At 45.8% G+C, this 23476-nt stretch carries 21 protein-coding genes and 9 tRNA genes; 18 read left to right on the plus strand and 12 right to left on the minus strand.

Annotated elements, in window-relative coordinates:
• Position 1 precedes the first annotated feature (1 nt).
• The 4 genes from BEL05_RS06735 to gltX form a co-directional block, all read right to left on the minus strand.
• Positions 2–77: transfer RNA gene (locus tag BEL05_RS06735), tRNA-Glu, on the minus strand.
• A gap of 107 nt (positions 78–184) precedes the next feature.
• Positions 185–260: transfer RNA gene (locus BEL05_RS06740), tRNA-Glu, on the minus strand.
• 104 nt (positions 261–364) lie between these two features.
• Positions 365–440, minus strand: a tRNA-Ala gene (locus tag BEL05_RS06745).
• A 104-nt stretch (positions 441–544) separates the two neighbouring features.
• A complete protein-coding gene (gltX, locus tag BEL05_RS06750) occupies positions 545–1954 on the minus strand; it encodes a glutamate--tRNA ligase (protein ID WP_069670683.1) in 1410 nt (469 codons plus the stop codon).
• Between the two features lie 455 nt (positions 1955–2409).
• On the opposite strand from gltX, the gene BEL05_RS06755 reads away from it, so the two are divergent.
• The 13 genes from BEL05_RS06755 to BEL05_RS06815 all read left to right on the plus strand — a co-directional run bounded on the left by BEL05_RS06755 (position 2410) and on the right by BEL05_RS06815 (position 11526).
• A tRNA-Val gene (locus BEL05_RS06755) sits at positions 2410–2485 on the plus strand.
• Between the two features lie 34 nt (positions 2486–2519).
• Positions 2520–2595: transfer RNA gene (locus BEL05_RS06760), tRNA-Val, on the plus strand.
• A gap of 59 nt (positions 2596–2654) precedes the next feature.
• Positions 2655–2730 (plus strand) — tRNA-Val (locus tag BEL05_RS06765).
• Between the two features lie 40 nt (positions 2731–2770).
• Positions 2771–2846: transfer RNA gene (locus tag BEL05_RS06770), tRNA-Val, on the plus strand.
• A 34-nt stretch (positions 2847–2880) separates the two neighbouring features.
• Positions 2881–2956 (plus strand) — tRNA-Val (locus BEL05_RS06775).
• A gap of 41 nt (positions 2957–2997) precedes the next feature.
• Positions 2998–3073, plus strand: a tRNA-Val gene (locus BEL05_RS06780).
• Positions 3074–3224: 151 nt separating this feature from the next.
• Positions 3225–3452, plus strand: a complete 228-nt coding sequence (locus BEL05_RS06785; RefSeq protein WP_028765126.1) for a hypothetical protein — start codon at positions 3225–3227, stop codon at positions 3450–3452.
• Between the two features lie 181 nt (positions 3453–3633).
• A complete protein-coding gene (locus tag BEL05_RS06790; RefSeq protein ID WP_069670684.1) occupies positions 3634–4863 on the plus strand; it encodes an MFS transporter in 1230 nt (409 codons plus the stop codon).
• Between the two features lie 239 nt (positions 4864–5102).
• Complete coding sequence (locus BEL05_RS06795; protein WP_069670685.1) at positions 5103–6122, plus strand: TRAP transporter substrate-binding protein; 1020 nt, start codon at positions 5103–5105, stop codon at positions 6120–6122.
• A 77-nt stretch (positions 6123–6199) separates the two neighbouring features.
• On the plus strand, positions 6200–6838 hold the full coding sequence (locus BEL05_RS06800; RefSeq protein ID WP_028765128.1) for a TRAP transporter small permease: 639 nt from the start codon (positions 6200–6202) through the stop codon (positions 6836–6838).
• On the plus strand, positions 6838–8235 hold the full coding sequence (locus BEL05_RS06805) for a TRAP transporter large permease (protein WP_069670686.1): 1398 nt from the start codon (positions 6838–6840) through the stop codon (positions 8233–8235). The genes BEL05_RS06800 and BEL05_RS06805 overlap by 1 nt, the downstream gene beginning before the upstream one ends.
• A 100-nt stretch (positions 8236–8335) precedes the next feature.
• A complete protein-coding gene (locus BEL05_RS06810) occupies positions 8336–10159 on the plus strand; it encodes a sensor histidine kinase (RefSeq protein WP_069670687.1) in 1824 nt (607 codons plus the stop codon).
• Positions 10159–11526 (plus strand): sigma-54-dependent transcriptional regulator, encoded by a 1368-nt coding sequence (locus tag BEL05_RS06815; RefSeq protein ID WP_217629854.1) that lies wholly within the window; start codon positions 10159–10161, stop codon positions 11524–11526. The genes BEL05_RS06810 and BEL05_RS06815 overlap by 1 nt, the downstream gene beginning before the upstream one ends.
• Here the strand turns inward: BEL05_RS06815 and BEL05_RS06820 are convergent.
• Positions 11516–12730 carry an MFS transporter gene (locus tag BEL05_RS06820; protein ID WP_028765132.1) on the minus strand — a complete coding sequence of 405 codons (1215 nt, stop codon included), beginning with the start codon at positions 12728–12730 and terminating at the stop codon, positions 11516–11518. The genes BEL05_RS06815 and BEL05_RS06820 overlap by 11 nt on opposite strands.
• Positions 12731–12874: 144 nt before the next feature.
• On the opposite strand from BEL05_RS06820, the gene BEL05_RS06825 reads away from it, so the two are divergent.
• Entirely contained in the window at positions 12875–13765 is an 891-nt protein-coding gene (locus BEL05_RS06825; RefSeq protein WP_028765133.1) for a LysR family transcriptional regulator, read from the plus strand.
• 9 nt (positions 13766–13774) lie between these two features.
• Here the strand turns inward: BEL05_RS06825 and maiA are convergent, their stop codons facing one another.
• From maiA to phhA, 5 genes are all read right to left on the minus strand, one after another.
• Positions 13775–14428, minus strand: a complete 654-nt coding sequence (gene maiA / locus BEL05_RS06830; protein WP_069670689.1) for a maleylacetoacetate isomerase — start codon at positions 14426–14428, stop codon at positions 13775–13777.
• Positions 14429–14505: 77 nt separating this feature from the next.
• Positions 14506–15492: a fumarylacetoacetate hydrolase family protein gene (locus tag BEL05_RS06835; RefSeq protein ID WP_028765135.1), complete on the minus strand. Its 987-nt coding sequence runs from the start codon at positions 15490–15492 to the stop codon at positions 14506–14508.
• A 247-nt stretch (positions 15493–15739) separates the two neighbouring features.
• Entirely contained in the window at positions 15740–17284 is a 1545-nt protein-coding gene (tyrR, locus tag BEL05_RS06840; RefSeq protein WP_069670690.1) for a transcriptional regulator TyrR, read from the minus strand.
• A gap of 217 nt (positions 17285–17501) precedes the next feature.
• Positions 17502–17840, minus strand: coding sequence for a 4a-hydroxytetrahydrobiopterin dehydratase (locus BEL05_RS06845; RefSeq protein ID WP_028765137.1), 339 nt, complete (start codon positions 17838–17840; stop codon positions 17502–17504).
• Positions 17841–17860: 20 nt separating this feature from the next.
• A complete protein-coding gene (phhA, locus tag BEL05_RS06850; protein WP_069670691.1) occupies positions 17861–18658 on the minus strand; it encodes a phenylalanine 4-monooxygenase in 798 nt (265 codons plus the stop codon).
• 297 nt (positions 18659–18955) lie between these two features.
• Between phhA and galU the strand changes: the two genes are divergently transcribed.
• The 4 genes from galU to BEL05_RS06870 all read left to right on the plus strand — a co-directional run bounded on the left by galU (position 18956) and on the right by BEL05_RS06870 (position 21949).
• On the plus strand, positions 18956–19879 hold the full coding sequence (gene galU / locus BEL05_RS06855) for a UTP--glucose-1-phosphate uridylyltransferase GalU (RefSeq protein ID WP_069670692.1): 924 nt from the start codon (positions 18956–18958) through the stop codon (positions 19877–19879).
• Positions 19876–20889 (plus strand): UDP-glucose 4-epimerase GalE, encoded by a 1014-nt coding sequence (gene galE, locus BEL05_RS06860; protein WP_069670693.1) that lies wholly within the window; start codon positions 19876–19878, stop codon positions 20887–20889. The genes galU and galE overlap by 4 nt, the downstream gene beginning before the upstream one ends.
• Before the next feature lie 56 nt (positions 20890–20945).
• Positions 20946–21425: a ferredoxin-type protein NapF gene (napF, locus tag BEL05_RS06865; RefSeq protein ID WP_069670694.1), complete on the plus strand. Its 480-nt coding sequence runs from the start codon at positions 20946–20948 to the stop codon at positions 21423–21425.
• 113 nt (positions 21426–21538) lie between these two features.
• The gene (locus tag BEL05_RS06870; protein ID WP_069670695.1) at positions 21539–21949 is read left to right on the plus strand and encodes a bactofilin family protein; all 411 of its coding nucleotides are present in this window, start codon (positions 21539–21541) and stop codon (positions 21947–21949) included.
• 18 nt (positions 21950–21967) lie between these two features.
• Here BEL05_RS06870 and BEL05_RS06875 read toward each other — a convergent pair whose 3' ends face one another.
• Entirely contained in the window at positions 21968–22642 is a 675-nt protein-coding gene (locus BEL05_RS06875; RefSeq protein ID WP_069670696.1) for a DUF2982 domain-containing protein, read from the minus strand.
• Between the two features lie 31 nt (positions 22643–22673).
• Complete coding sequence (locus tag BEL05_RS06880) at positions 22674–23447, minus strand: YdcF family protein (protein ID WP_069670697.1); 774 nt, start codon at positions 23445–23447, stop codon at positions 22674–22676.
• Positions 23448–23476 lie beyond the last annotated feature (29 nt).

The raw sequence follows: 23476 nt of genomic DNA on the forward strand, positions 1-23476 counted from the left end.
GTGGTATCCCATAGGGGATTCGAACCCCTGTTACCGCCGTGAAAGGGCGGTGTCCTAGGCCTCTAGACGAATGGGACACTGTTGGCACCTTATACTCTGTACCGAGTGAATACTCATTGAAGCCAGTAGGCTATCGCTTCAACGCTATCGAATCGTTAACTTTACAGTCAACCACTCAAGAAAGTGGTATCCCATAGGGGATTCGAACCCCTGTTACCGCCGTGAAAGGGCGGTGTCCTAGGCCTCTAGACGAATGGGACACTGTTGGTACCTTATACTCTGTACCGAGTGAATACTCATCGATGCCTGTAGGCTAAACATCAACGCTTAGTGATACGTTATACTCTGCATCGAGTCAGTTAGATGGTGGAGCCTAGCGGGATCGAACCGCTGACCTCAACACTGCCAGTGTTGCGCTCTCCCAGCTGAGCTAAGGCCCCTTTACCTAACTAGTTGCTTTTGAGTGCACCGCGAATTTAACGACGCTGTGTCTCAACTGCGAGGCGCATTCTATGCAGCACACCCAAAAGTGTCAACTCGTTTTTTAGGAATTTATTCTATTTGCTACAAATTCAATCGCTTTGGAGATTCTTTGTTCACAACGAGCCTTTCCGACAAGGAATAAGGTTAAATCTACAGCAGGTGACATCCCTGCCCCAGTTACCGCAACGCGAAGCGGCATACCTACCTTACCCATACCCACTTCTAATTCCGCAGCGGTATCTTCAATAGCTTGATGAATCGCTTCAAGCGTCCACTCAGGCAGCGCGGCCAATTTTTGCTGAACTAACTGAAGGGGCTCCAATGCCACACCGCGAAGATGCTTCTTCGCAGCCGTTTCATCGAAATCGGCAAAGTCTTCATAGAAATAACGACTAGATGCAGCTAACTCTTTAAGCGTCTTAGCTCGCTCTGCTAACGCCGTAACCACTTCGGCGAGCGCAGGGCCATTTGTCGTATCAATCTTTTGATCCGCCATATGCCATTCAAGATGGCTCGCTACATACTCAGGTGCCAACTCTTTCATATAGTGCTGGTTCAACCAAATAAGCTTGTCGGTATTAAAAGCGGAAGCCGCCTTATTGATATCATCTAACTTAAATAGTTGCTTCATCTCGTCAATAGAGAAGACTTCTTGATCGCCATGTGACCAACCTAGACGAACTAAATAGTTAAGTAGGGCCTCAGGCAAGTAACCATCATCACGGTACTGCATCACACCAACTGCGCCATGACGTTTAGATAGCTTGGCGCCATCGTCGCCTAAAATCATGGCAACATGTGCATATTCTGGGATCGGTGCGCCAAGAGCCTTCAAAATATTAATTTGGCGTGGCGTGTTATTGATGTGGTCTTCACCCCGTACAACACAGGTGATCCCCATATCCCAATCATCAACCACTACACAGAAGTTGTAGGTTGGTGTACCTTCTGTACGCGCAATGATCAAATCATCGAGTAACTCATTAGAGATCTCAATACGACCACGGACGTGATCATCAAAAACCACACTGCCTTCAGTTGGGTTCTTAAAACGAATTACGAACGGCTCATCAGTGTCACGTGGCGCTTTATCACGGCAACAACCGTCATACTTTTGTTGCTCACCCTTAGCGGCCTGCTCTTCACGCATGCTTTCAATACGCTCACGGCTGCAATAACACTTATACGCAGTGCCCTGCTCTAGCATTTGAGCAATGATCTCATTGTAACGATCAAAACGTTTTGTTTGATAGTACGGGCCTTCATCCCAAGTTAAGCCCAACCACTGCATACCATCTAAAATCGCCTCGCATGCTTCTGGCGTAGAACGCTCAAGGTCGGTATCTTCGATACGTAAAACAAATTCACCTTGATTGGCACGGGCATATAGCCATGAATAAAGTGCAGTACGAGCACCGCCTACGTGTAAAAAACCTGTAGGGCTTGGAGCGAAACGCGTCTTAGTCGTCATAATGGGACACAAACCTATCTTCGAAAGTCTAAATTGTAGACTCAACTATTAAATGTGGCGGCTATTCTAACAGCCAAAGCGCTTAAGAGAAAATACTCTGCACTAATATAGAGAAGCTAATGATGTTGTTTCCACTTTCGCTAAGGTAAGCGTCATCAAGTTATGTAGCCATCATCTCTTGCTTTTCACGATTCAATAGACAAGGTTTAAGTAGCTCGATGCAAACTTGATGGAAAAACAGTCTAAAGAATGTCGTACTCGGTAGGTTTTAATAAGCCGCTTGCCCAGATTAATTTCCTCGATGAGACATTATTTAGTCAACCCTATGCCTAAGTTGACGATGTTTTGTTTAACATTAAGCCAAACCGTGCAAATTTGAACCGGACTCTATGTTTTATCAAAAAAAAGCGTTGACAGTAGATCGTTCCCCCCTATAATACGGCCCCACACAGCGAGGTCGATTAGCTCAGCTGGGAGAGCACCTCCCTTACAAGGAGGGGGTCACTGGTTCGAGCCCAGTATCGACCACCATATTCTGTATGGCTGTACAATTTGAAATATCCCAGGTCGATTAGCTCAGCTGGGAGAGCACCTCCCTTACAAGGAGGGGGTCACTGGTTCGAGCCCAGTATCGACCACCATATTTCAGCACTATGTTGAAATGTTTGGTAATTCAAATTAATGTTGTGAGATATTCCCAGGTCGATTAGCTCAGCTGGGAGAGCACCTCCCTTACAAGGAGGGGGTCACTGGTTCGAGCCCAGTATCGACCACCATCTCATTTAATGAGAGAATATCGAATATAATAATGTCCCAGGTCGATTAGCTCAGCTGGGAGAGCACCTCCCTTACAAGGAGGGGGTCACTGGTTCGAGCCCAGTATCGACCACCATTGTTATGAAATAGTTAGCGTAGTATTTATCCCAGGTCGATTAGCTCAGCTGGGAGAGCACCTCCCTTACAAGGAGGGGGTCACTGGTTCGAGCCCAGTATCGACCACCATATCTTCACTGTAAGATATTGATAAATTACTCACCATCCCAGGTCGATTAGCTCAGCTGGGAGAGCACCTCCCTTACAAGGAGGGGGTCACTGGTTCGAGCCCAGTATCGACCACCATATTTCTTCATCTTCATATTTTCTCAAAATTTATAATTAATCAGCCTATCAGGCACACCATTAGCTAGTGGTTTACCGTTGCAGTTCCCATCAGCTCAACTATTCTTCAACTATTACAAGTTCAATCCCTCTATTTTTACGGTGGTGACTTATGGCCGATGTAACTCAATCAGCCTCTTTGGCGAGTATTGCTGCATATTTAAAGCTCACTCATGAATGTGACGAACAAACAGCAATGGTTGAAGCGAAAGAGGTGATGCAAAACCTAGTTACCATGCGACAAAAAGGGTTTATCACCGGATGGTACTTTGATGCGCATGGCCATTTAGAACTCCTTCCTAGTGAGGCCATTCTAAAACGTATTAATCCAACAAAATAGCCTTGGCCATTATGCCTCGCACGCAGTGTCCATTGCGTTGAACCATTTATCGACTATAGCCCTTCCCTAAAAGTGCTTCCCTAGCAGATTACACCACTATATAAACAAAAAGCTTTACTTAATTAAGCTTTAATGACAAAGTCAATTCACTCTTTCGTCGACTCAACAAGCTATTGATCGTATGCCACAGATAGATGTTAATCCTGCAGATGCACATGCAACGGCTAAACAGATACTAATGGTGACTCTCATTGTCACCCTAATTAGCGTGGCAGGCATCGCACTCCCCTACCCAGTGCTAGCCCCACTCTTTGCAGAAAGTAGTTCACCGTTAACGCAGTTTTTGGGGCTCCCCAGTGAGCTACTGCTTGGTATTGTATTAGGGATCTATCCGTTAGGTATTATTATTGGCAGTAGCATGATTGGTGCACTCTCGGATCATCATGGCCGAAAACGCCTATTAACCTTCACGCTTCTGGGGAGTGCCATCGGCTACATGCTTACCGCCATTGCGGCACTATCAGAACACTTCATTCTTTTCTGTTTAGCGAGATTGCTCACCGGTTTTTGCGAGGGAAATATAGCCATCGCGCGCGCTATTGCCGCGGATTTACATCCTGTACTCGACAAAACCCGTAGTTTTTCACTCATCAGTGCCATGGGATACGGCGGTTACCTTATCGGGCCGCTTGCGGGGGGCTACTTGCTTTACATGGGGATAGATATGGTCTTTTGGAGCGCCGCCATCGCCTGTTTGCTCTGCGCTGGGCTCAGCCATCAGCTGCTGCCAAGCAGCCTCAATAATCCCGTAGAACATGCAGAGCAAGGCTCGAGTCTACGACTTTTGCAAGACCCAGCACTGAAACGCTTTTTTATTCTGTACCTACTGCTTACTATGGGGGTCAACCTTTACTATGAATTCTACCCACTCTACTTAGTCACAGCATTTGATTTTACTGCAACCGATATCAGCTGGGTTACAGTGTTATTAACTGCCAGCATGATCGCCACAAGTGTCTGGTTTAACCCGATCATCCAACGCAGACTCTCGCACGCCAACGCCAGCTTAGTGGGCATCGCGATCTTTATCTTCTCTTTAATGAGCTTTCCCTTTATCAACCACTCGGCTTATCTCTTTACCTTTATGACGATTGGTGCAGGTATCGCCATCTACAATGGGTTTCTGCCCTCTTACCTATCAACCGCTTATCAACATCGTGCTCAGGGACAATTGATGGGCATGCTGGTCACCATCTTCTGCGTCGGCAACCTATTAGCGGCATTGATTGGCGGCGTACTATCGATATTCGACGTCAAAGTGGCTCTGATCTTTGGCGCAGTCAGCGCACTTGCGGCGGCCTTACTCTTTTATCGCGGCCATTACCAACAAGCACGATGGCAACAAATCTAGATTTTGCCTAAAGATGATGGGTGGATAACCACCCATTGCATCAAAATAAGTGGGCGGTATATGGCCCATGACATACCGAGCCTCCCAAAGCACTCCCACTTAACATATTGATATAGATAAATTAACAAAATAAAAACAATTATGGCCTAGTCCTTGCCTATTACTAATTGAGTCAAATAGATCTAAAACTCCCATTGAACGACAACAGTTCAACAGAGTTAACAAAAAAGGACATTAAGATGACAACACTCAATACCTCTACAAAGCTGTCTCCACTCAAGAAATTAGTCAAAATCAGTGCCATTGCAGCTTTATTCGGAGCTAGCCTTACCGCTTTTGCCGCACCCGTTGAAATAAAATTTTCCCACGTCGTGGCGGAAAATACCCCAAAAGGACAGATGGCCCTTAAGTTTAAAGAGCTGGTCGAACAGCGACTTCCCGGCGAATACCAAGTTAACGTTTTTCCAAATTCGCAGCTGTTTGGCGATAACAATGAACTGTCAGCGCTACTGCTAAACGACGTGCAATTTGTGGCACCTTCGCTGTCTAAATTTGAACGTTATACCAAAAAATTACAGATATTTGATCTGCCATTTCTGTTTCAAGATATGGATGCAGTGAATCGCTTCCAACAAAGTGACGCGGGGCAAAAACTGCTTAATTCAATGAAACGTAAAGGGTTAATTGGTTTAGGTTACCTGCATAATGGGATGAAGCAATTCTCAGCAAGCAGTCCATTGGTTAATCCTGAAGATGCCAAAGGTAAGAAGTTTCGCATCATGGCTTCTGATGTATTAGCGGCGCAGTTCCAGGCTATCGATGCCATCCCAGTGAAAAAGCCTTTCTCTGAAGTATTTACCTTGCTGCAAACACGCGCAATCGATGGCCAAGAAAATACTTGGTCAAACATATACTCTAAAAAGTTTTATGAAGTACAAAGTAACATAACCGAAAGTAATCACGGTGTGCTGGATTACATGGTGGTCACCTCAAATGAGTTTTGGAAAGGGCTTCCAGGTGATAAGCGTAAAGTGATTAAAGCCTCACTGGATGAAGCGGTTGCTTATGGTAATGAGATTGCGGCGGCAAAGGTCAACAAAGACAAGCAAGCGATTATCGATTCAAAGCGCTCAGAAATCACCTATCTCAATGCAAGCCAACGCGCTGCATGGGTAGCTTCAATGAAACCTGTATGGGCCCAGTTTGAAGAGAAGATTGGTAAAGATCTGATCGACGCAGCGGTAGCATCAAACCAGTAAATCATCATTACATCCCAAGGAATTAAGCCTAGTAACCTGAACAGCTAGGTTTAATTCCTACTTGAGGAGCACAAGAGATGATATCTCGCATTTTTTCTCACATTGAAGAAGGCGTACTCAACGCACTGATCTCTGCAATGACACTGCTAGTGTTTGCTGAAGTGATCGCTAGATTCTTCTTCAACACAGGTTTTCTGTGGATCCAAGAGCTTACCCTTACTCTGTGTGGGTGGTTTGTACTCTTTGGCATGTCTTATGGCGTAAAAGTGGGTGCCCACATAGGCGTAGACGCTTTTGTCACTAAGTTAAACAAAAAGAAACGTAAAATCACCGCGTTGATCGCAGTGGTTATCTGCTTAATCTATTGCGTCATGTTTCTGCTGGGCAGCTGGGATTACTTAGCGAAAATGTATCAGGTCGGTGTACCAATGGAAGATATTGACCTACCTCATTTTCTAGTTAGCCAGCTTGACCCGGACAATGCATGGGAATATTTACGCATTGATGTAGAAGAGCCAGCGGTACCACTTTGGATGTCCCAAAGCATCCTACTAATTGGGTTTTCATTGCTTTCGTGGCGATTTATTGAATTAGCCATCGCCATTATTCGCAATCAAACTGATGGGTTTAAATTTGCCGATGAAGCCAAGGAAAGCATGCATTTAATTGACCAAGAAGCTGACACCTCAGTCACGCATAAGCAAGGAGATAAATAATGACTATCGCCACACTATTTATCAGCTTGTTCCTGTGTATGTTAATCGGCATGCCAATCGCTATCGCACTGGGCTTCTCAAGCATGCTCACCATTTTGCTTTACTCCGATGATTCACTGGCCTCCATTGCCCTGAAGCTTTATGAGTCAACCTCTGAGCACTACACTTTGTTGGCCATTCCCTTTTTCATTCTGTCTTCAGCCTTCTTGTCCACTGGCGGGGTTGCCAGACGCATCATTGATTTTGCCATGGACAGTGTTGGCCACATCCGTGGTGGTCTTGCTATGGCCTCTGTGATGGCATGTATGTTATTTGCAGCCGTATCAGGCTCTTCACCGGCAACGGTGGCGGCAATTGGCTCTATCGTGATTGTAGGAATGGTGAGAGCGGGCTACCCAGAAAAGTTTGCTGCTGGGGTTATCACCACATCTGGCACATTGGGGATCCTTATTCCGCCGTCGATTGTGATGCTAGTCTATGCTGCGGCAACTGAAGTATCGGCAGCCAGAATGTTCATGGCAGGCCTTATTCCAGGATTAATGATGGGCTTACTGCTAATGCTCGCTATCTACATTGTAGCGCGCATTAAAAAGCTGCCCTCTCGTCCCTTTCCTGGGGTAAAAGTGTTGGCGATATCGAGTGCCAAAGCCATGGGTGGGTTAGCACTTATCTTTATTGTGTTGGGCTCTATTTATGGTGGTGTTGCCAGTCCAACTGAAGCGGCCGCCGTTGCCTGTGTTTATGCCTATTTCATCGCAGTGTTTGGTTATCGCGACATTGGTCCGCTCAAACATGTCGCGTGGCGTAAAAATAGGGAAGCATTGCTGAGTGCAGGCATAAGAAATATCGGCTATATGCTACTTGCCGTGATAAAAACTCCGACCGATAAAGAGATCCGTCATGTCGTCAGAGATGGCGCCAAAGTCAGTATTATGCTGCTATTTATCATTGCTAATGCGATGTTGTTTGCCCATGTACTCACCACGGAACGTATCCCGCATATTATTGCAGAAACCATTGTCGGAATGGGCCTCCCCGTTTGGGGGTTCCTTATCATCGTCAACTTGCTGCTACTCGCGGCGGGTAATTTTATGGAACCCTCGGCAATTTTGCTGATCATGGCGCCCATACTGTTCCCAATCGCTACACAGTTAGGTATTGACCCGATTCATCTGGGGATCATCATGGTCGTCAACATGGAGATAGGGATGCTAACCCCACCCGTGGGCTTAAACCTCTTTGTCACGGCTGGGATCACGGGTAAAAGTATGGGCTGGGTGATCCACTCCTGCTTACCTTGGTTATTATTGTTGCTGTTTTTCCTTATTTTAATCACTTATATTCCGCAAATTTCGCTATTTTTGCCCGAATATATTGATAAGTTAAATGGTTACTAAATAGCTTGATTTTGCGTAACATATAAGCGAGTCTGACACATGTCATACACCTTTGTGACAGGTTTAGATTCGCTTTGTTACCACTTGGACATGCATTTTTATGTCAATAAATATAAAAACAAAAAAATACCTTAGCGTTACCTTTATCGTTTTATTAGGATTGGTTGCCATTCTCCGCTTGGCCTATTGGTTTCACCTCGAAATAGGTTATCAACAGACGCAAACACAATCCAAAGCACAAATTAAAGAGTTAATGAGCTTTATGTCTGGCTCACTCTCTCGTTACGAAAGTATTCCACATGTGCTCTCAACCAATCCGCTACTTGCTAATGCCCTGCGCGCCAACACGAATAGTGAGGTCATTAAGCCACTAAATCATTATCTTGAAGAGGTCCAAAGCATTACCGAAGCACTAGATATCTACCTCATTAATGCCGATGGGTTAGCTATTGCTGCAAGCAACTGGCAACAAGATTATTCATTTATCGGTAAAAACTTCGGGTTTCGCCCCTACTTTACTCAGGCAATTAACGGAGGGTTGGGACGCTATTTTGCCGTAGGGACTAGCTCAAACAAGCGAGGTTACTACTTCTCCTACCCCATCTATGAGCATGGCTATCCATTAACCCCTGAACAATCAGATAGCAAGATCCTTGGGGTTATCGTGGTCAAAGTCGATATCACCGAAATTGAGCAGCAAAGCACAGGCATGGCAAGAGCCAGTGGCTACGACTTTACCATTACAGACAGTGACGACGTCATTTTTCTATCAAGTAACCAACAATGGCGGTTACACTCACTTAGCCCCCTCACAGACGATAAACAATTACTAATAGCTAAATCACGCCGTTATGCTAATCGCACTATTTCCAGTTTAACGGTTCAACCGCCCTACCAAGCATCCCTTGATGACACCTACAACATCTATCGAATCGGAAACGCTAGCCAAGGCCTCCAAGAATATATGGAGACTAAAGCATTGATGACTAATGCAGGGTGGAAAGTTCATATCTTAGCACCCATGGCTCCAACCTATAGCGCACTACCGCCGCTGTTATTGCTCTACGGTGCGCTGTACTTACTTTGCGCAGTCGCGCTCTTATATACCATAGAGCGACGTAAGAACGGTCTACGGCTTAAACAGGCCCATGAACAGCTCGAACAACGTGTAAAAGCGCGTACTCTGGAGCTTGAAAACAGCAACAAACAGCTAAAAGAGACTCAAGATGAGCTCGTCCAAGCGGCTAAACTCACCGTGATTGGTAGCCTATCTGCCAGTATTAACCATGAAATAAATCAGCCCCTTGCCGCCATACGCAGTTACGCTCAAAATACCCAAACCCTACTATCACGTGCAAAGTGGGATGATGTGTCCACCAATATCATCACCATCATTGAACTGACCGACAGGCTAGCAGCCATCGTTGCCCAGTTTAAAAGTTTTACCCGCAAAAGCAGCGGCAATGATAAAGCCACCAGTGTGGCACAATCGATCCATGATGCGCTGACCATTATTCAACCAGAAGTCGATAAACAAGGCATTCAGCTGATCTTAAATAATACTGACACGCAGGCATTGATTTGGTGTGATTCAATCCGTCTACAGCAGGTGCTGATTAACTTAATGAGTAACGCCATTGTTGCGATGCACCACAGCTCGCCCAAACAACTTATCATCAGCGTGAAACAGCAAGATAAGCTGCAGATTTTGATTGAAGATACTGGTACTGGTATCGAAGAGAGCCAAATGAAAAAAATCTTTGACCCCTATTACACCAGCTCTCGTCAAGGTCTTGGTCTCGGTCTCTCTATTTCTCGCCGTATTGTCGAAGCGATGCAGGGCCAAATTAGCGTCACCAACCGCAAAGATGGTGGCGCTATGTTTATTATCTCATTGCCGATACATGCCGCAGGACACGCATAATGCTCAGTGACACGCTCAATAAGTTTGATATCGTGATCGTCGATGACGAGCCATTAATTGGTTCAGCCTTAGTACAACTGTTTGAATTGGAATCCTACCGCGCATTATCGGTCACGGATCCGCAGCAGATTGAACAAGGGATCCCCGAAAATTGGCCAGGCATAATCATTTCAGACGTTAATATGCCTGATATTGATGGCTTAACCTTAATGGGCTCATTGCTTTCTATCGATAAAGATATTCCGATTATCCTGCTCACCGGCCATGGTGATATTGCCATGGCCGTACAAGCACTCAAACAGGGGGCATATGACTTTATCGAAAAACCATTCAATAATGAGCATATGCTCGATATTGCTAAACGCGCCATAGAGAAACGCGCCCTCACCCTAGAAAATCGCAGCCTGAAAAAAGAGCTAGAGTCTCAAAGCACACCAGGCCCGCGCATTTTAGGTAGCAGCCCTGGCATTAAACAGATGCGGCATATTATTCATCAAGTGATAGATATGCCGGCTGATGTGCTCATTGAGGGAGAGACAGGAACGGGTAAAGAGCTAGTAGCGCGTTACCTTCACGATCATAGCCAACGAAGCGAAGCCAATTTTGTTGCCATCAACTGCGGCGCGATCCCTGAAACCATTATTGAAAGTGAACTGTTTGGCGCAGAATCAGGCGCCTTTACCGGCGCGGATAAAACCCGCATCGGCAAATTTGAATACGCCAATGGTGGCACGCTATTTTTAGATGAAATTGAAAGTACCCCGCTGTCGTTGCAGGTCAAACTATTACGAGTACTGGAAGATAGAAAAGTTGAACGCTTAGGATCAAATAAAAGTATTGATTTAGATATCCGCATTATTGCCGCCACCAAAGTGGATCTTAAAGGGCTATGTGACACCGGAGAGTTTCGACAAGATCTACTCTATCGTCTTAACCTTGTTACTGTACCGATCCCAGCGCTCAGAGAGCGCCGTGAAGACATTAGTCTTTTGTTCCTTCACTTTGCTCGTATTGCATCGGCACGCTACCACAAGGCCTTAATCCCGCTCAATAGTGAACACAGCGCCCAATTAGTGTCGCACGACTGGCCGGGTAATGTCAGGGAGCTGAGAAATCTGGCAGAACGTTATGTACTACTCGGTGCTGATGCGGCCTTTGCAACCTCGCTCAATCAGACTAAACAACTCAATGCTAATATGTCGTTACAACAACGGGTCGAGTTTTTTGAACGTTTATTGATTGAAGAAGCACTAAGCCATAACAAAGGCAGTATTAAGCTCACCATGGAGCAACTGGAACTGCCGCGTAAAACCCTCTACGACAAGATGCAGAAGTTTGCCATAAACCGTAAAGCCTTTATTCAGTAAGCAAGGCATTCGTTTGGCGCGAACGATTGTCTCGCGCCAATAATGCCACAACGCCCATCACCACCAAGAGCAACAATAAACTACCAACTACCACCCCATTCCAGCCCCACTGATGCCAAAATGGCAATAAAAATGGTCCGCCTAGCGCCGCCCCAAGGTAATAGCTACACAGGTAAAGCGCCGTTGCTTTGGCCCTATGTTGCTGCGCTCGCTGAGCCACCCAAGCATTACACACACTGTGAAAGGTGAAGAAACCAAAGCTAGACAACAGAAAACCAGCAATAATGGTGCTGCTAGTGTCTATGGTTGTCACTAGACTACCAAGCAACATAACCGATGTTGATAGAACAAACAGCGGTTGACGCCCCACTCGCGTGACCCATTTTGCCGACCGAAAAGAGGCATAAGTCCCGCTCAGGTAACAGAGAAAAATTAAGGTCACCTCAAAACGTCCCCAGTTAAACGGCGCTTGCATCAAGTGCAACTGGATATAGCTAAATTGGTTAACCATCACCATAAAAGCGATAGCCCCCAACAAGTAGAGCTTACGCAACGTGCTATCTGAGAGGTGAGTGGTAAACCCACGCAGATCATCAAAACTTAAGCGTATTTTAGGCTCACGTTCTGCCCTAACTCGGTCGCGGTTTGGCAGTAAAAAATAAACCATCAACACCCCTACGGCGCTGATAAACGTTAAGATCATCATCGCCATAGGCCAATCAAGGTAGGCCGCCATCGCTCCGCCAATCAAGCGTCCAGCAATCCCCCCTAAACTGTTTGCCGCGATATATACCGCCCCTGCAGACAATAAAATGGTTTTATCGAGCATATCTTTAAAATAGGCCATCGCAATTGCTGGCACTGCAGCAAGCAGTACACCTTGCAACAATCGCATCGCGATTAAGCTTGAGAAGCCTTGCAGGCCAACCAAAATCAAGTCCACCAGCACTAAGAGGCCAAGGCTCCATAAAAGAGGTTTTCGGCGACCAATCTTGTCTGACATCACGGCATAAAACAGTAATGAAAAGGCCATGGAAAAGCTGGTTACCGACAACAGTAAAGTCGCATGTGCAGGCATTACATTAAAATGGGTCGCGATCAGTGGCAGCATTCCTTGCACCACATAGAGGTTGATATACACCACGACCGACGCGAGTGAGAGCCCCCATATCAACCTATGCTGTAATCGAATATTGCCCTGCATGAATAGCGCACACTTTTCTATTGAGACGATAGACACAGGCTACCACTGACATTAACATAACAAAAATAGATTATTATTATCATGTCCATACAATTTTATTATGGATATAAAACCCATTGCCCTTAGGCAGCTAGGTAAGTGATCATGGACATCAAACAGTTAAAGCATTTTAGTGCATTGGCGCAAAAAGGCAGCTTCACCTTAGCAGCAAAGCAACTGAGCATGGCCCAACCAGCTTTAAGCCAAAGCATTAAACGTTTGGAGCAGCACTTAGGGGTCACTCTTGTTAATCGCAATCCGCACTATCGAGGCCAAGATGGTAGCCGTTTAACCTTGACCGCTGAAGGGGTTGCGCTGCAACAACACGCGGCACTTATTATCAACCAACTTAAACAGGCTGAAGCACAGATAAGATCGATGGCGAACCTGACTCAAGGCGAAGTACGTATTGCCGTGCCCGGAATGCTAGGCTCTTACTACCTGCCATCAAGACTAATGGCTTTCAGACATCAGTATCCAGACTTAAAACTGTCGTTATTTGAAGGTGGAACACGTGACAGTTTGCGTATGCTACAAAATGAAGAGGTGGATATTGCCATCATTACAGGCCAAGATCTGCAGCCCAATTTTGATAGCCACTTACTGCTGAGCGAACAGATGGTGGTTGCACTCAGTGATGATCACCCTTTGTCACAGTGTTCAAGCATCACATTGCCGCAGTTTCTGACCCACGAGTTAGTGATGTTTAAGCCTGGCTACTTCCATCGAGAATGGATGCTCTCTCACGCTAAAAGTTTGGGAATTGAGGTCAATATCGCCTTTGAAACCAACTTAATCAACTTAATCAAACAGGTCGTGTCACAAGGCTACGCCATCACCAGCGTATTGGAGATGGTGATAGAAGCCCATGACAAGATTCAAGCTAGGCCGTTTAATCCTGCGGTATTTCTTGATTTACATATTGCGTGGAATAAAGAGCGCCCCGTCGGATTAGCCGATAGGGCGTTTGTTGAGTTTCTGATGGCCCATCGTTAACCCCAGGGGTTAACTCGCATCAGCCTGCTGCTCAGGCGCCGCGTTGATAAAGGCATCGAGTTGGTGGCAGTTATCCCAAATGCGGCAAATAGTCGGATATGGCGTCAAATCCACATTAAAACGTTTGGCGTTATAAATTTGCGGAATTAAGCATAAGTCGGCCACCGTCACACTGTCACCAAAGCAATAGCGTCCCGCACAGTGAGCTAACTGTTGCTCTAAGGCACTAAACCCTTGCGCTATCCAATGATGGTACCACTGGTTTTTTGCTTCATCGCTCACTTTTAAGGTGTCACTCAGGTATTGCAGTACCCGTAGATTATTTAAAGGGTGAATTTCACAGGCAATCGACAACGCTAAGGCTCGAACTGATGCCTTCGCTTGCGTAGTGCTTGGCAACAGCGGCGCTTGTGGGTACTGCTCGTCCAAATACTCTACAATCGCCATGGATTGCGTTAATACAAAAGCATTGCCATCTTGGTCGCTATCAATAAATGTAGGAACCAACTCCTGTGGATTAAGCGCTGCATAGCTTTCACTATGTTGCTCACCGCCCCCTTTAACCAGATGAACTGAAATTAACTCTGCATCTAACCCTTTTAAGTTTAATGCGATACGTACACGATAGGCGGCGCTTGAGCGCCAATAGCCATACAATTTCATTCACTGACTCCCTGGTCTATGCTATAAAAAAACGGGGCGACCAAAGGCGCCCCGACTTTCCGCTCTAGCCACTAAGCTTAAGCTTTATATTCGACAACCTGTTGATCGATTGCGCCAAATATCGACACCTCGTTTTCATCAAACATTTCGATGCGTACTCTGTCACCAAAACGCATAAATGAGGTTGCAGGCTTACCCTCTGCAATGGTCTCTAACATACGAATTTCTGCCAAACAGCTCGAACCTGCACTACGGTCATAGTTTGAAATCGTACCAGAACCAATAATGGCACCTGCACCTAATGGACGTGTTTTAGTAAAATGCGAAATCAACTGACTAAAGTCGAACGTCATATCGACGCCGCAATTAGGACGACCAAACAACTCACTGTTTAGGTGTGTCACTAAGGGTAAGTGAACCTTAGAATCTTGCCATTTATCGCCAAGCTCATCAGGCGTTACCGCAACAGGTGAGAAGCTACTCGATGGCTTAGACTGGAAAAAGCCAAAGCCTTTTGCTAACTCACCTGGGATCAAATTACGCAGTGATACATCGTTCACTAACATGATCAGCTTGATATGTTTATGGGCATTTTCAACCGACACGCCCATAGGCACATCATCGGTGATCACTGCAACTTCTGACTCAAAATCTATGCCCCATTCTTCACTTGCTAACTCAATATCAGCCTTTGGTGCAATAAAACAATCAGAACCGCCTTGATAAACTAATGGGTCAGTCCAAAATGTTTCTGGCATCTCAGCATTACGTGCCTTACGCACTAATTCAACATGATTAACATAGGCACTGCCATCGGCCCATTGATAAGCACGTGGAAGCGGTGATAAACATTTAGTTTCATCAAAATCTACCGCGTTATCGAGCTGACCGTCATTAAGTGCTTCATAAAGCTCTTGCAGTTGTGGTTGTAGCAAATCCCACGCATCAATAAGTTGCTGCATAGTATGGGCAATGGCTGGCACTGCTACCGTTTTGGTTAAATCTTTACTCACAAGCATGAGCTGGCCATCACGACGACCATTGTTATAACTTGCTAACTTCATACCGACTCCTATCGCAATCTGTTCAATGTGTTGCTCAATAACGCCATCGCGGCACAGCAATCCACTCGTTAATGGGCATAGAAATACCCTATGGCTCCCAAGATAGGAATAGCGTGACCTGAATCACATTACCTTGTGCAACCACTCTTTTTGTAAACTTATCATTACATCCGGGGTTTTCCACCGATATCAGTACAATGTGGACTTTATCCGCCTAAAAATACGCCACTATACTGGCAATCTGCTGTTACATCCCTTTTTGCTTGCTGATCTTATACTCTCTAAGCTTATTCGCAATTGCGGTATGGGATACGCCCAGTTTTTTGGCTAATTGTCGCGTGCTGGGATAAGCCGGATATAAACGTCTGAGCAGGCTCGCCTCAAACTGTTTCATCGCTTGATCTAAGCTGCCCTCAAACTGGTGATCGAAATAACCAAAACCTTCTGCATAAGAGGGTAACTTTAATTGCTCAACCGTTAGTTCAGCAGAGCCATCCCACATTGATACCGCTCTAAATATGGCATTTTTTAACTGTCTGACATTACCTGGCCACGCATAACTCAAAAGGTGCTCGCGACAAGGCGCTGAGATCCGACGAATAGGAATAGAGAGTTGCTGGCTATAGTGCTCAAGAAACATCTCAGTCAGTGGGATCACATCGACCTTACGATCTCGCAAGCTTGGCATGTGGAAACTCAGCACATGAATGCGATAGTAAAGATCTTCTCTAAACTCACCTGTCTGACATAACTCGGCCAAGTTTTTCTGAGTTGAGCAGATAATGCGGACATCGGAACGCACCTCAACATCGCCTCCCACACGCCTAAAGGTGCCATCTTGCAGTAACCTTAACAGTTTCACCTGTGCCGCTTTCGACATCTCGGCAATTTCATCTAAAAAGACAGTACCGCCCTTGGCTTCCTCAAAAAATCCACGTTTGACCACTTCACCGCCACTCACATAACCAAACAACTCCTCTTCAGCAGCACTGTCAGGCATCGCCGCACAGTTGATGGCAATAAATGGATGTTCACGTCGCATGCTCGCATCATGGCAAGCTCTGGCCATTAACTCTTTACCTGTGCCAGTTTCCCCCGTAATTAGCAAAGGGGCGTCGAGCTGCGCCATACGCTGCGCCTGCACCAACACCTCTTTCATCTTGTCACTAACCGCCAGCACATTTTCAAAACCTGTCGTCTGATTTTGAAGCGCATTAAACTGTTTACCCACACGAGCAGGGGATTTAAGCGATACCACCGCACCGGCAAGGATCGTTTTATCGTTCTCATCAGGCAAATAGATAGGTAACATTTCGGCAAGGTATTCACTCTGGCCAATATTGACGCGAGTGGCTTGTGCCAGCACTAAAGGTTCACTTAACCAACGTGCAAAGTTGAACCCCTGTACCCAATGGTTCAGCGGCTCCTCTAACACTTCATGTTCCGCCATCCCCAGTGTCATCACCGCAGATTCATTGATAATGCGAATGCGTCCTTTGATATCGATGGAGAATACAGAATCAGGCAGGGTTTTTAATAAGGTTTTTAAAGCGTAATGTTCTTGTTCAGACGGCATAAATGACACAGTTCGCACGTCATGAACGGCTTCCACCTTTCTGATCAGCGGCAAGAGTTCACTGAGTACATCAAAGTTTACTTCAGCAAACTGCAGGTAGAGGAATCCTTGGTTACTGGCATCAATCGCAATCAGATTAATCCCGTAGCCTTCTAGAATCTCCAGAATATCTTTTGCTAGACCCACACGGTCGATGCAACTTACTTCTAAGCGCATACAGCTATCGTCCCTTTTATTATTTTTAACTTCATCGTTTTTGGGAATATCTCACCAACACGGCAAGTGGCCGAGTGATAATATTGGCGTCGATAAATCGCCTATACGTTAGTGTGTTCTGATAATTGTGGCAAGAGTTGTTTACAGCTGAAAGTGATTCAAATAAAAAAATCAGCGCTATAGTTATACTATAACGCTGATTTTATTAGCTTAAATTCTAGTCTAACAACTGGTCTGTTTTGGCCGCCATAATGAAATCGTTGCGGTGTAATCCCTTAATCGAATGAGACCACCAGGTCACCGTCACCTTGCCCCATTCGGTTAAAATCCCAGGGTGGTGAAACTCTTCCTCAGCTAAATCCGCCAACTTGTTGGTAAATGCCATCGCCAACTTAAAGTTTTTAAATTTATACACACGCTCTAACTGCATAATGCCATCACGCACTTCCACGCCCCAATCAGGAATTAGGCGGATAAGTTCTGCCAACTCACTGTCACTGACTTTCGGTGCATCGGCTTGGCAAGCTTCGCATTTCATTTGTGCTAATTCAGTCATACTTCATCCTTATAACTTGTTTAACTGGCTTTGGATTTTGGCTCAAATAGCGGCGCATGCAACCCAAGCTCTCGGGCCTTTGTGACAGCAGCCATGATATCCATTTTAACGATTTCATCTAGATAATCTATTGATTCAATTGCATAGTACACAGGTTGCATAATATCTATTCGATAAGGCGTGCGTAAGATATCAACCAGATCAAAGGGTTTAATTAACGGGGCATCGCTCATGGCGTAAAGCGTTTCGCCTGGTGAGCTCAAAATCCCGCCGCCATATATCTTCAATTCATTTTGACGATTACGGATCAAACCAAACTCAACCGTAAACCAGTAAAGTCTAGCTAAAAATACCCGCTCCTCTTTCGAGGCGGCCAAGCCTAGTTTGCCGTATTGGTGAGAAAATCGTGCAAACGAGTCATTCGTTAACAGCGGGCAATGTCCAAATATCTCATGAAAGATATCGGGCTCTTGCAGGTAATCGAACTCCTCTTTACTGCGTATAAACGTCGCCACAGGAAACTCTTTATTGGCGAGTAGCTGGAAGAACTTCTCGAAAGAGATCAAAGCTGGCACGCCAGCCGTTTTCCAACCCGTCGCAGCCTGTAACACTTGGTCTATCTCACTAAGCTGAGGGATGCGGTCACGTGGTAAGGAGAGATCCGCTAACCCATTCAGGTAAGCATCACAGGCAAACTGGCCTAAATTACCTTGTTGTCTGTCGTATAGTGCCTGCCAAATTTCATGCTCATTTTGAGGATATTCAATATATCCACTGCTATCAGGTAATCTTGCCTGATACGCTGTTTGCTTGCTCATAATAAATACAACACAATTGACTGTTCCTAACTCCATATTTGACCAAACGCGTCATTTTGTTAACAGGATCACACTTTATAGTTGCCTCTGGCGCACCCAAGTTATGTAACTTAAAATTTACATTTAGTGGGCGCTAAATGTTAAATCTCTACAATTTCAACTAACTAACGACTGTAACGAAATAGGCGCACAATGACTAAAATTGCACCTTTCTCTACTTAAGCTTCAGTTTAAAATGGCTTTTCAGTTGTTTTTTATTAGAATGAGGGAACATTTACCTGCCGCATTAGGACTAGGATGAAACACCATAAGATCCGTAAAGCTGTTATCCCCGTCGCAGGACTCGGTACGCGCATGCTTCCTGCGACCAAAGCCATACCCAAAGAGATGCTCCCAGTCGTCGACAGACCGTTAATTCAATACGTGGTTAATGAAGCCATTGCGGCGGGTATCAATGAGATCGTGCTCGTGACACATGCGAGTAAAAACTCAATCGAAAACCATTTTGACTCAAGTTTTGAGCTAGAAGCACAACTTGAACGACGGGTTAAAAGACAATTACTTGCTGAAGTGCAAGCCATTTGCCCTGCTAATGTCACCGTAATAAGCGTAAGGCAATCTCAAGCAAAAGGCCTTGGCCACGCTATATTATGCGCACAAAAGGTCGTCGGGGATGAGCCATTTGCCGTTCTTCTTCCCGATGTCATTATCGACGAAGCCAGCTGTGACCTAACCCATGATAATCTCGCAGATATGGTTGCCCGCTTCGATCAAACTGAAGTAGGCCAAATCATGGTTGAAGGTGTCCCCCATCATTGCGTCAATCAATACGGTATTGCCGATGTCAATGGCCACGCCCTGCAACCTGGCGAGTCACAACCCATTATTGCCTTGGTGGAAAAGCCAGATATTGATGATGCGCCTTCTAACCTAGCGGTCGTAGGACGCTATATTCTCCCCAAAGCCATTTGGCCATTACTGGCTAAAACCCCAGCAGGGGCTGGTGATGAGATACAACTTACCGATGCGATAGCCATGCTCATGGACACAGTGCCAGTAAATGCTTACTACATGAAGGGCAAGAGCCACGATTGCGGTAACAAGCAAGGTTATATGCAAGCCAGTGTTGAGCATGCCTTGCGCCACCATGAGATTGGCGAAGACTTTAAGCAGTACCTAACAGACTTAGTAAATAAAATTAATCAGGAAGATAATGCATGACCATATTAGTCACAGGTGGAGCAGGATATATTGGCAGCCATACCCTTGTAGAGCTTCTCAACGATAATCAACACGTCGTGGTTGTCGATAACCTGAGCAACTCGAGCATTGAAGCCCTAAAGCGTGTCGAACAAATCACCCAAAAAACAGTGACCTTTTATCAAGGTGATGTATTAAATAAACCTTTCTTGCAAAAAATATTTAGCGATCATGACATCAAATCTGTGATCCACTTTGCAGGGCTTAAAGCGGTAGGTGAGTCGGTTGCACAACCTCTGCGTTATTATGAGAACAATGTCACGGGGACTTTAATCCTGTGTGAAGTGATGGCTGAATTTAAGGTTAAAAATCTCGTGTTTAGCTCATCAGCGACCGTGTATGGCGACCCCGCCTCCTTACCCATTTTGGAAGATTTCCCTACCGGAGCCACCAACCCCTACGGTCAATCAAAGTTAATGGTTGAGCATATATTGGCAGATTTGCATCACTCAGATAGCAGCTGGAACATTGCCCGTTTGCGTTATTTTAATCCGGTCGGAGCCCATAAAAGTGGACTGATTGGCGAAGATCCCAATGACATCCCTAACAACTTAATGCCGTTTATTGCACAAGTGGCAGTGGGGAAAAGAGACGCGTTGAGCGTATTTGGTGACGACTACAACACCCCCGATGGCACAGGCGTGCGCGACTATATTCATGTGGTCGACTTAGCTAAAGGTCACCTCAAAGCGCTGGAAAAACTCAATACCCAACCAGGTCTTGTGACCTACAACCTTGGCACAGGTCAAGGTTATAGCGTTTTAGATATGGTTAAAGCCTTTGAACAAGCCTGTGGACACGCCATTGCCTATAAGGTTGTCGATAGACGCCCTGGTGATATTGCCGCCTGCTACGCCGACCCAGCCAAAGCCCAAAGCGAACTTAACTGGCAAGCAAGCCATTCACTTGAAGATATGGCCAACAGCAGCTGGCATTGGCAGTCGAGTAACCCTAACGGATATGGCGGCTAAACGGTCAACAGAGCGCACTAGAGTGCGCTCTCAATCATAAAAAAAAGAAGCACCCAATGAGTAATAGTATTAATCAAAGCCGCCGCAACCTGTTTAGTCGCCGTAAAAGCAACGTGGTTAGGCCGCCATGGGTAAAAGCAGATATCGACTTCACCGATATCTGTACCCGCTGTGATAAATGTATTACAGCCTGTGAAACCCAGATCATTACCCGTGGCGACGGTGGTTTCCCGGAAATCAACTTTGCGCAGGACGAGTGCACTTTTTGCCAAAAATGCGTACAGGCCTGCCCTGAACCAATATTTGACTTAGCACAAAACGTTCCGTGGCAGATAAAAGCCACCATCAATGATACCTGCTTAGCCAATAGCGGAATTTGGTGCCAAACCTGCAAAGATGCCTGCGATCCTGGGGCAATTAGCTTTAAGCCAGCAATAGGCCAAGCACCTAAGCCGCTTATTGATCTTGAAAGCTGCACTGGCTGTGGCGCCTGTGTCGCTCCCTGTCCTAACCAGTCGATTAAGATCCAAGCTTAAGGAACAATGATAGATTGCCAAAATTCTGACAGACAAGCGCCAAATATTAGTGGTTTTGTTAGCCCAGTTTTACAGGTAATATCTAGTGAAAGTCGCGACAAAAGTTAACAATTATGTTTGGAAAGAAAAACAATAACGCAGGCCTCACCTTTATTGCTCAAGGCACTAAACTCTCCGGTGAGACCCATTTTGCAGGCGAAGCACTTATCGGTGGTGAACTACACGGTAAAATCAGTGCGAACGGTAAGTTAACCATCGAAGTGGATGGCTATATCGATGGCGAGTTGCAATGCAAAGAGCTCAAAGTCTCTGGTGTATTCAAGGGCAAACTTAAGTGCGAAAAGCTCAATATCACCAGTACTGGTACCGTTGAAGGCGAAATCGCCTGTAATTCAATGGAGATTTTTGAAGGCGGGCAATTTATCGGTATGCGCGTACGCGAAGAGATAGCCCTACTTGAAGGCGAGCAGACCCGCCTTAATTCAACGATTGATGATTCAAACGAGCCGCAGCTCGTTAATTAACGAGAGATATCGCGCGGGCTAGTTTTCCGCCGTAGCACGCGCTTTATAATCTCTCAATAAGGTTAAAAATGCTCTGGGTTCTCGGTCGAGACAATCTGTGGGAAGGTAGATATGGTATCCCAGCTGATTATTTAACTGCTCACAGCGCCGAGCAAACATCCCTTTAACCCCATCATACGGCTTACCATCGACATTCAGCGGCGAGAACTCTGAGTTTAAATAATGCTCTAACCCAGACAGTTCACCATCGAGTGTAAGCGACGACATCAGCAGTGGACGCTGCTCAGTCAATAAGCCTGTGGCCAAACGTGGGGGGATATCATCAAGCAAAGCTGACAGCTGGTTTAACCGTAAACCGATATAAGGCAGCTCATCGCTATCAAGCGCTAAAATACTGCGCGGAACATCGACTCTTTGAATATTCTCCCATCGCAGATAGATTGTGCCGCGCCGATGATGATAAACCAGCCCCTGCGATCTAAACTCAACACTCACCTCAGGCTGGATCAGCTTAGCCACACCAAGAACCGTCAGCACCATACCAAATAGAAAACAGACCATACCGGGGCCAAACATCGTTTTCGATAACACAAAAAACAGCAATCCACAGATCAGCATCGCGGCGCCGACAAGGGTAAACGTCCACCCATTGTGCTTAGTGGTTGGACGAAAAATAATAGGCTCTACGCTCACTCATTGTTCCTTTCATTATTGACAACACGCACTACAGTGATTCGGATACAGCATCACGCAATTCAATTTCATCACCATAGCGTATATCGAACCAAAGCTTGCCGACATACTCGTGAATTGCCCGTTGTGACGATAAAAGATTTCGCGCATCTAATTTCCACCAATAATCGTTGCGACCGATAAAGTCCGTTGGCGCTGCTTGAGGCCTTAATCCCGCTTGTTTAAAAATCGCCATCGACCGCGGCATATGAGTCGCGGATGTCACTAAACGAAAGGGCAAATCACCTATTTCCCATTTAAGATGTTGGGCTTCTTCGATGGTGTCCTTGGCTAAAGGCAGGACAATAATCTTGTGCTCTGGTACGCCAAGCGACATTGCTGCTTGCGCCATCACCATGGCGTGGGCCGAATGGTTTAACCCACCGCCCCAACCACTCACTACCAGCTGACACCCTTGCCCCAGTTCAAGCTGTCGTAGCCCTTCGGTCAACCTTGACAATGCCGTGGCCGACAACTGTTGAGTTGCCGCCCCTTGAATACTGTCATCATGGGCACTGCCCAGCACCATCACCACACACTCAGCAGGCGCGGGTTGATTGTTGACCGGATATTGGATTTCGAGCGGGTTAACCAACAGGTTAGCGCCCCATTGACTGCTGACAAACAGAAGAATAGAAAAAGAGGTGAAGATAAGCGACTTAACCAGCTTGCGACGCCGTAAAATAATCATCGCAACGAGCAACAATATGAGCGACAACGAAATAGGCATAAACAGTTGCGTAACGAGCTTTTTAATCCAAAACATGGCTATCCTTGCCCCAATATTTAGTTCAA

The organism is Shewanella colwelliana (assembly GCF_001735525.1).
GTDB lineage: Bacteria > Pseudomonadota > Gammaproteobacteria > Enterobacterales > Shewanellaceae > Shewanella > Shewanella colwelliana.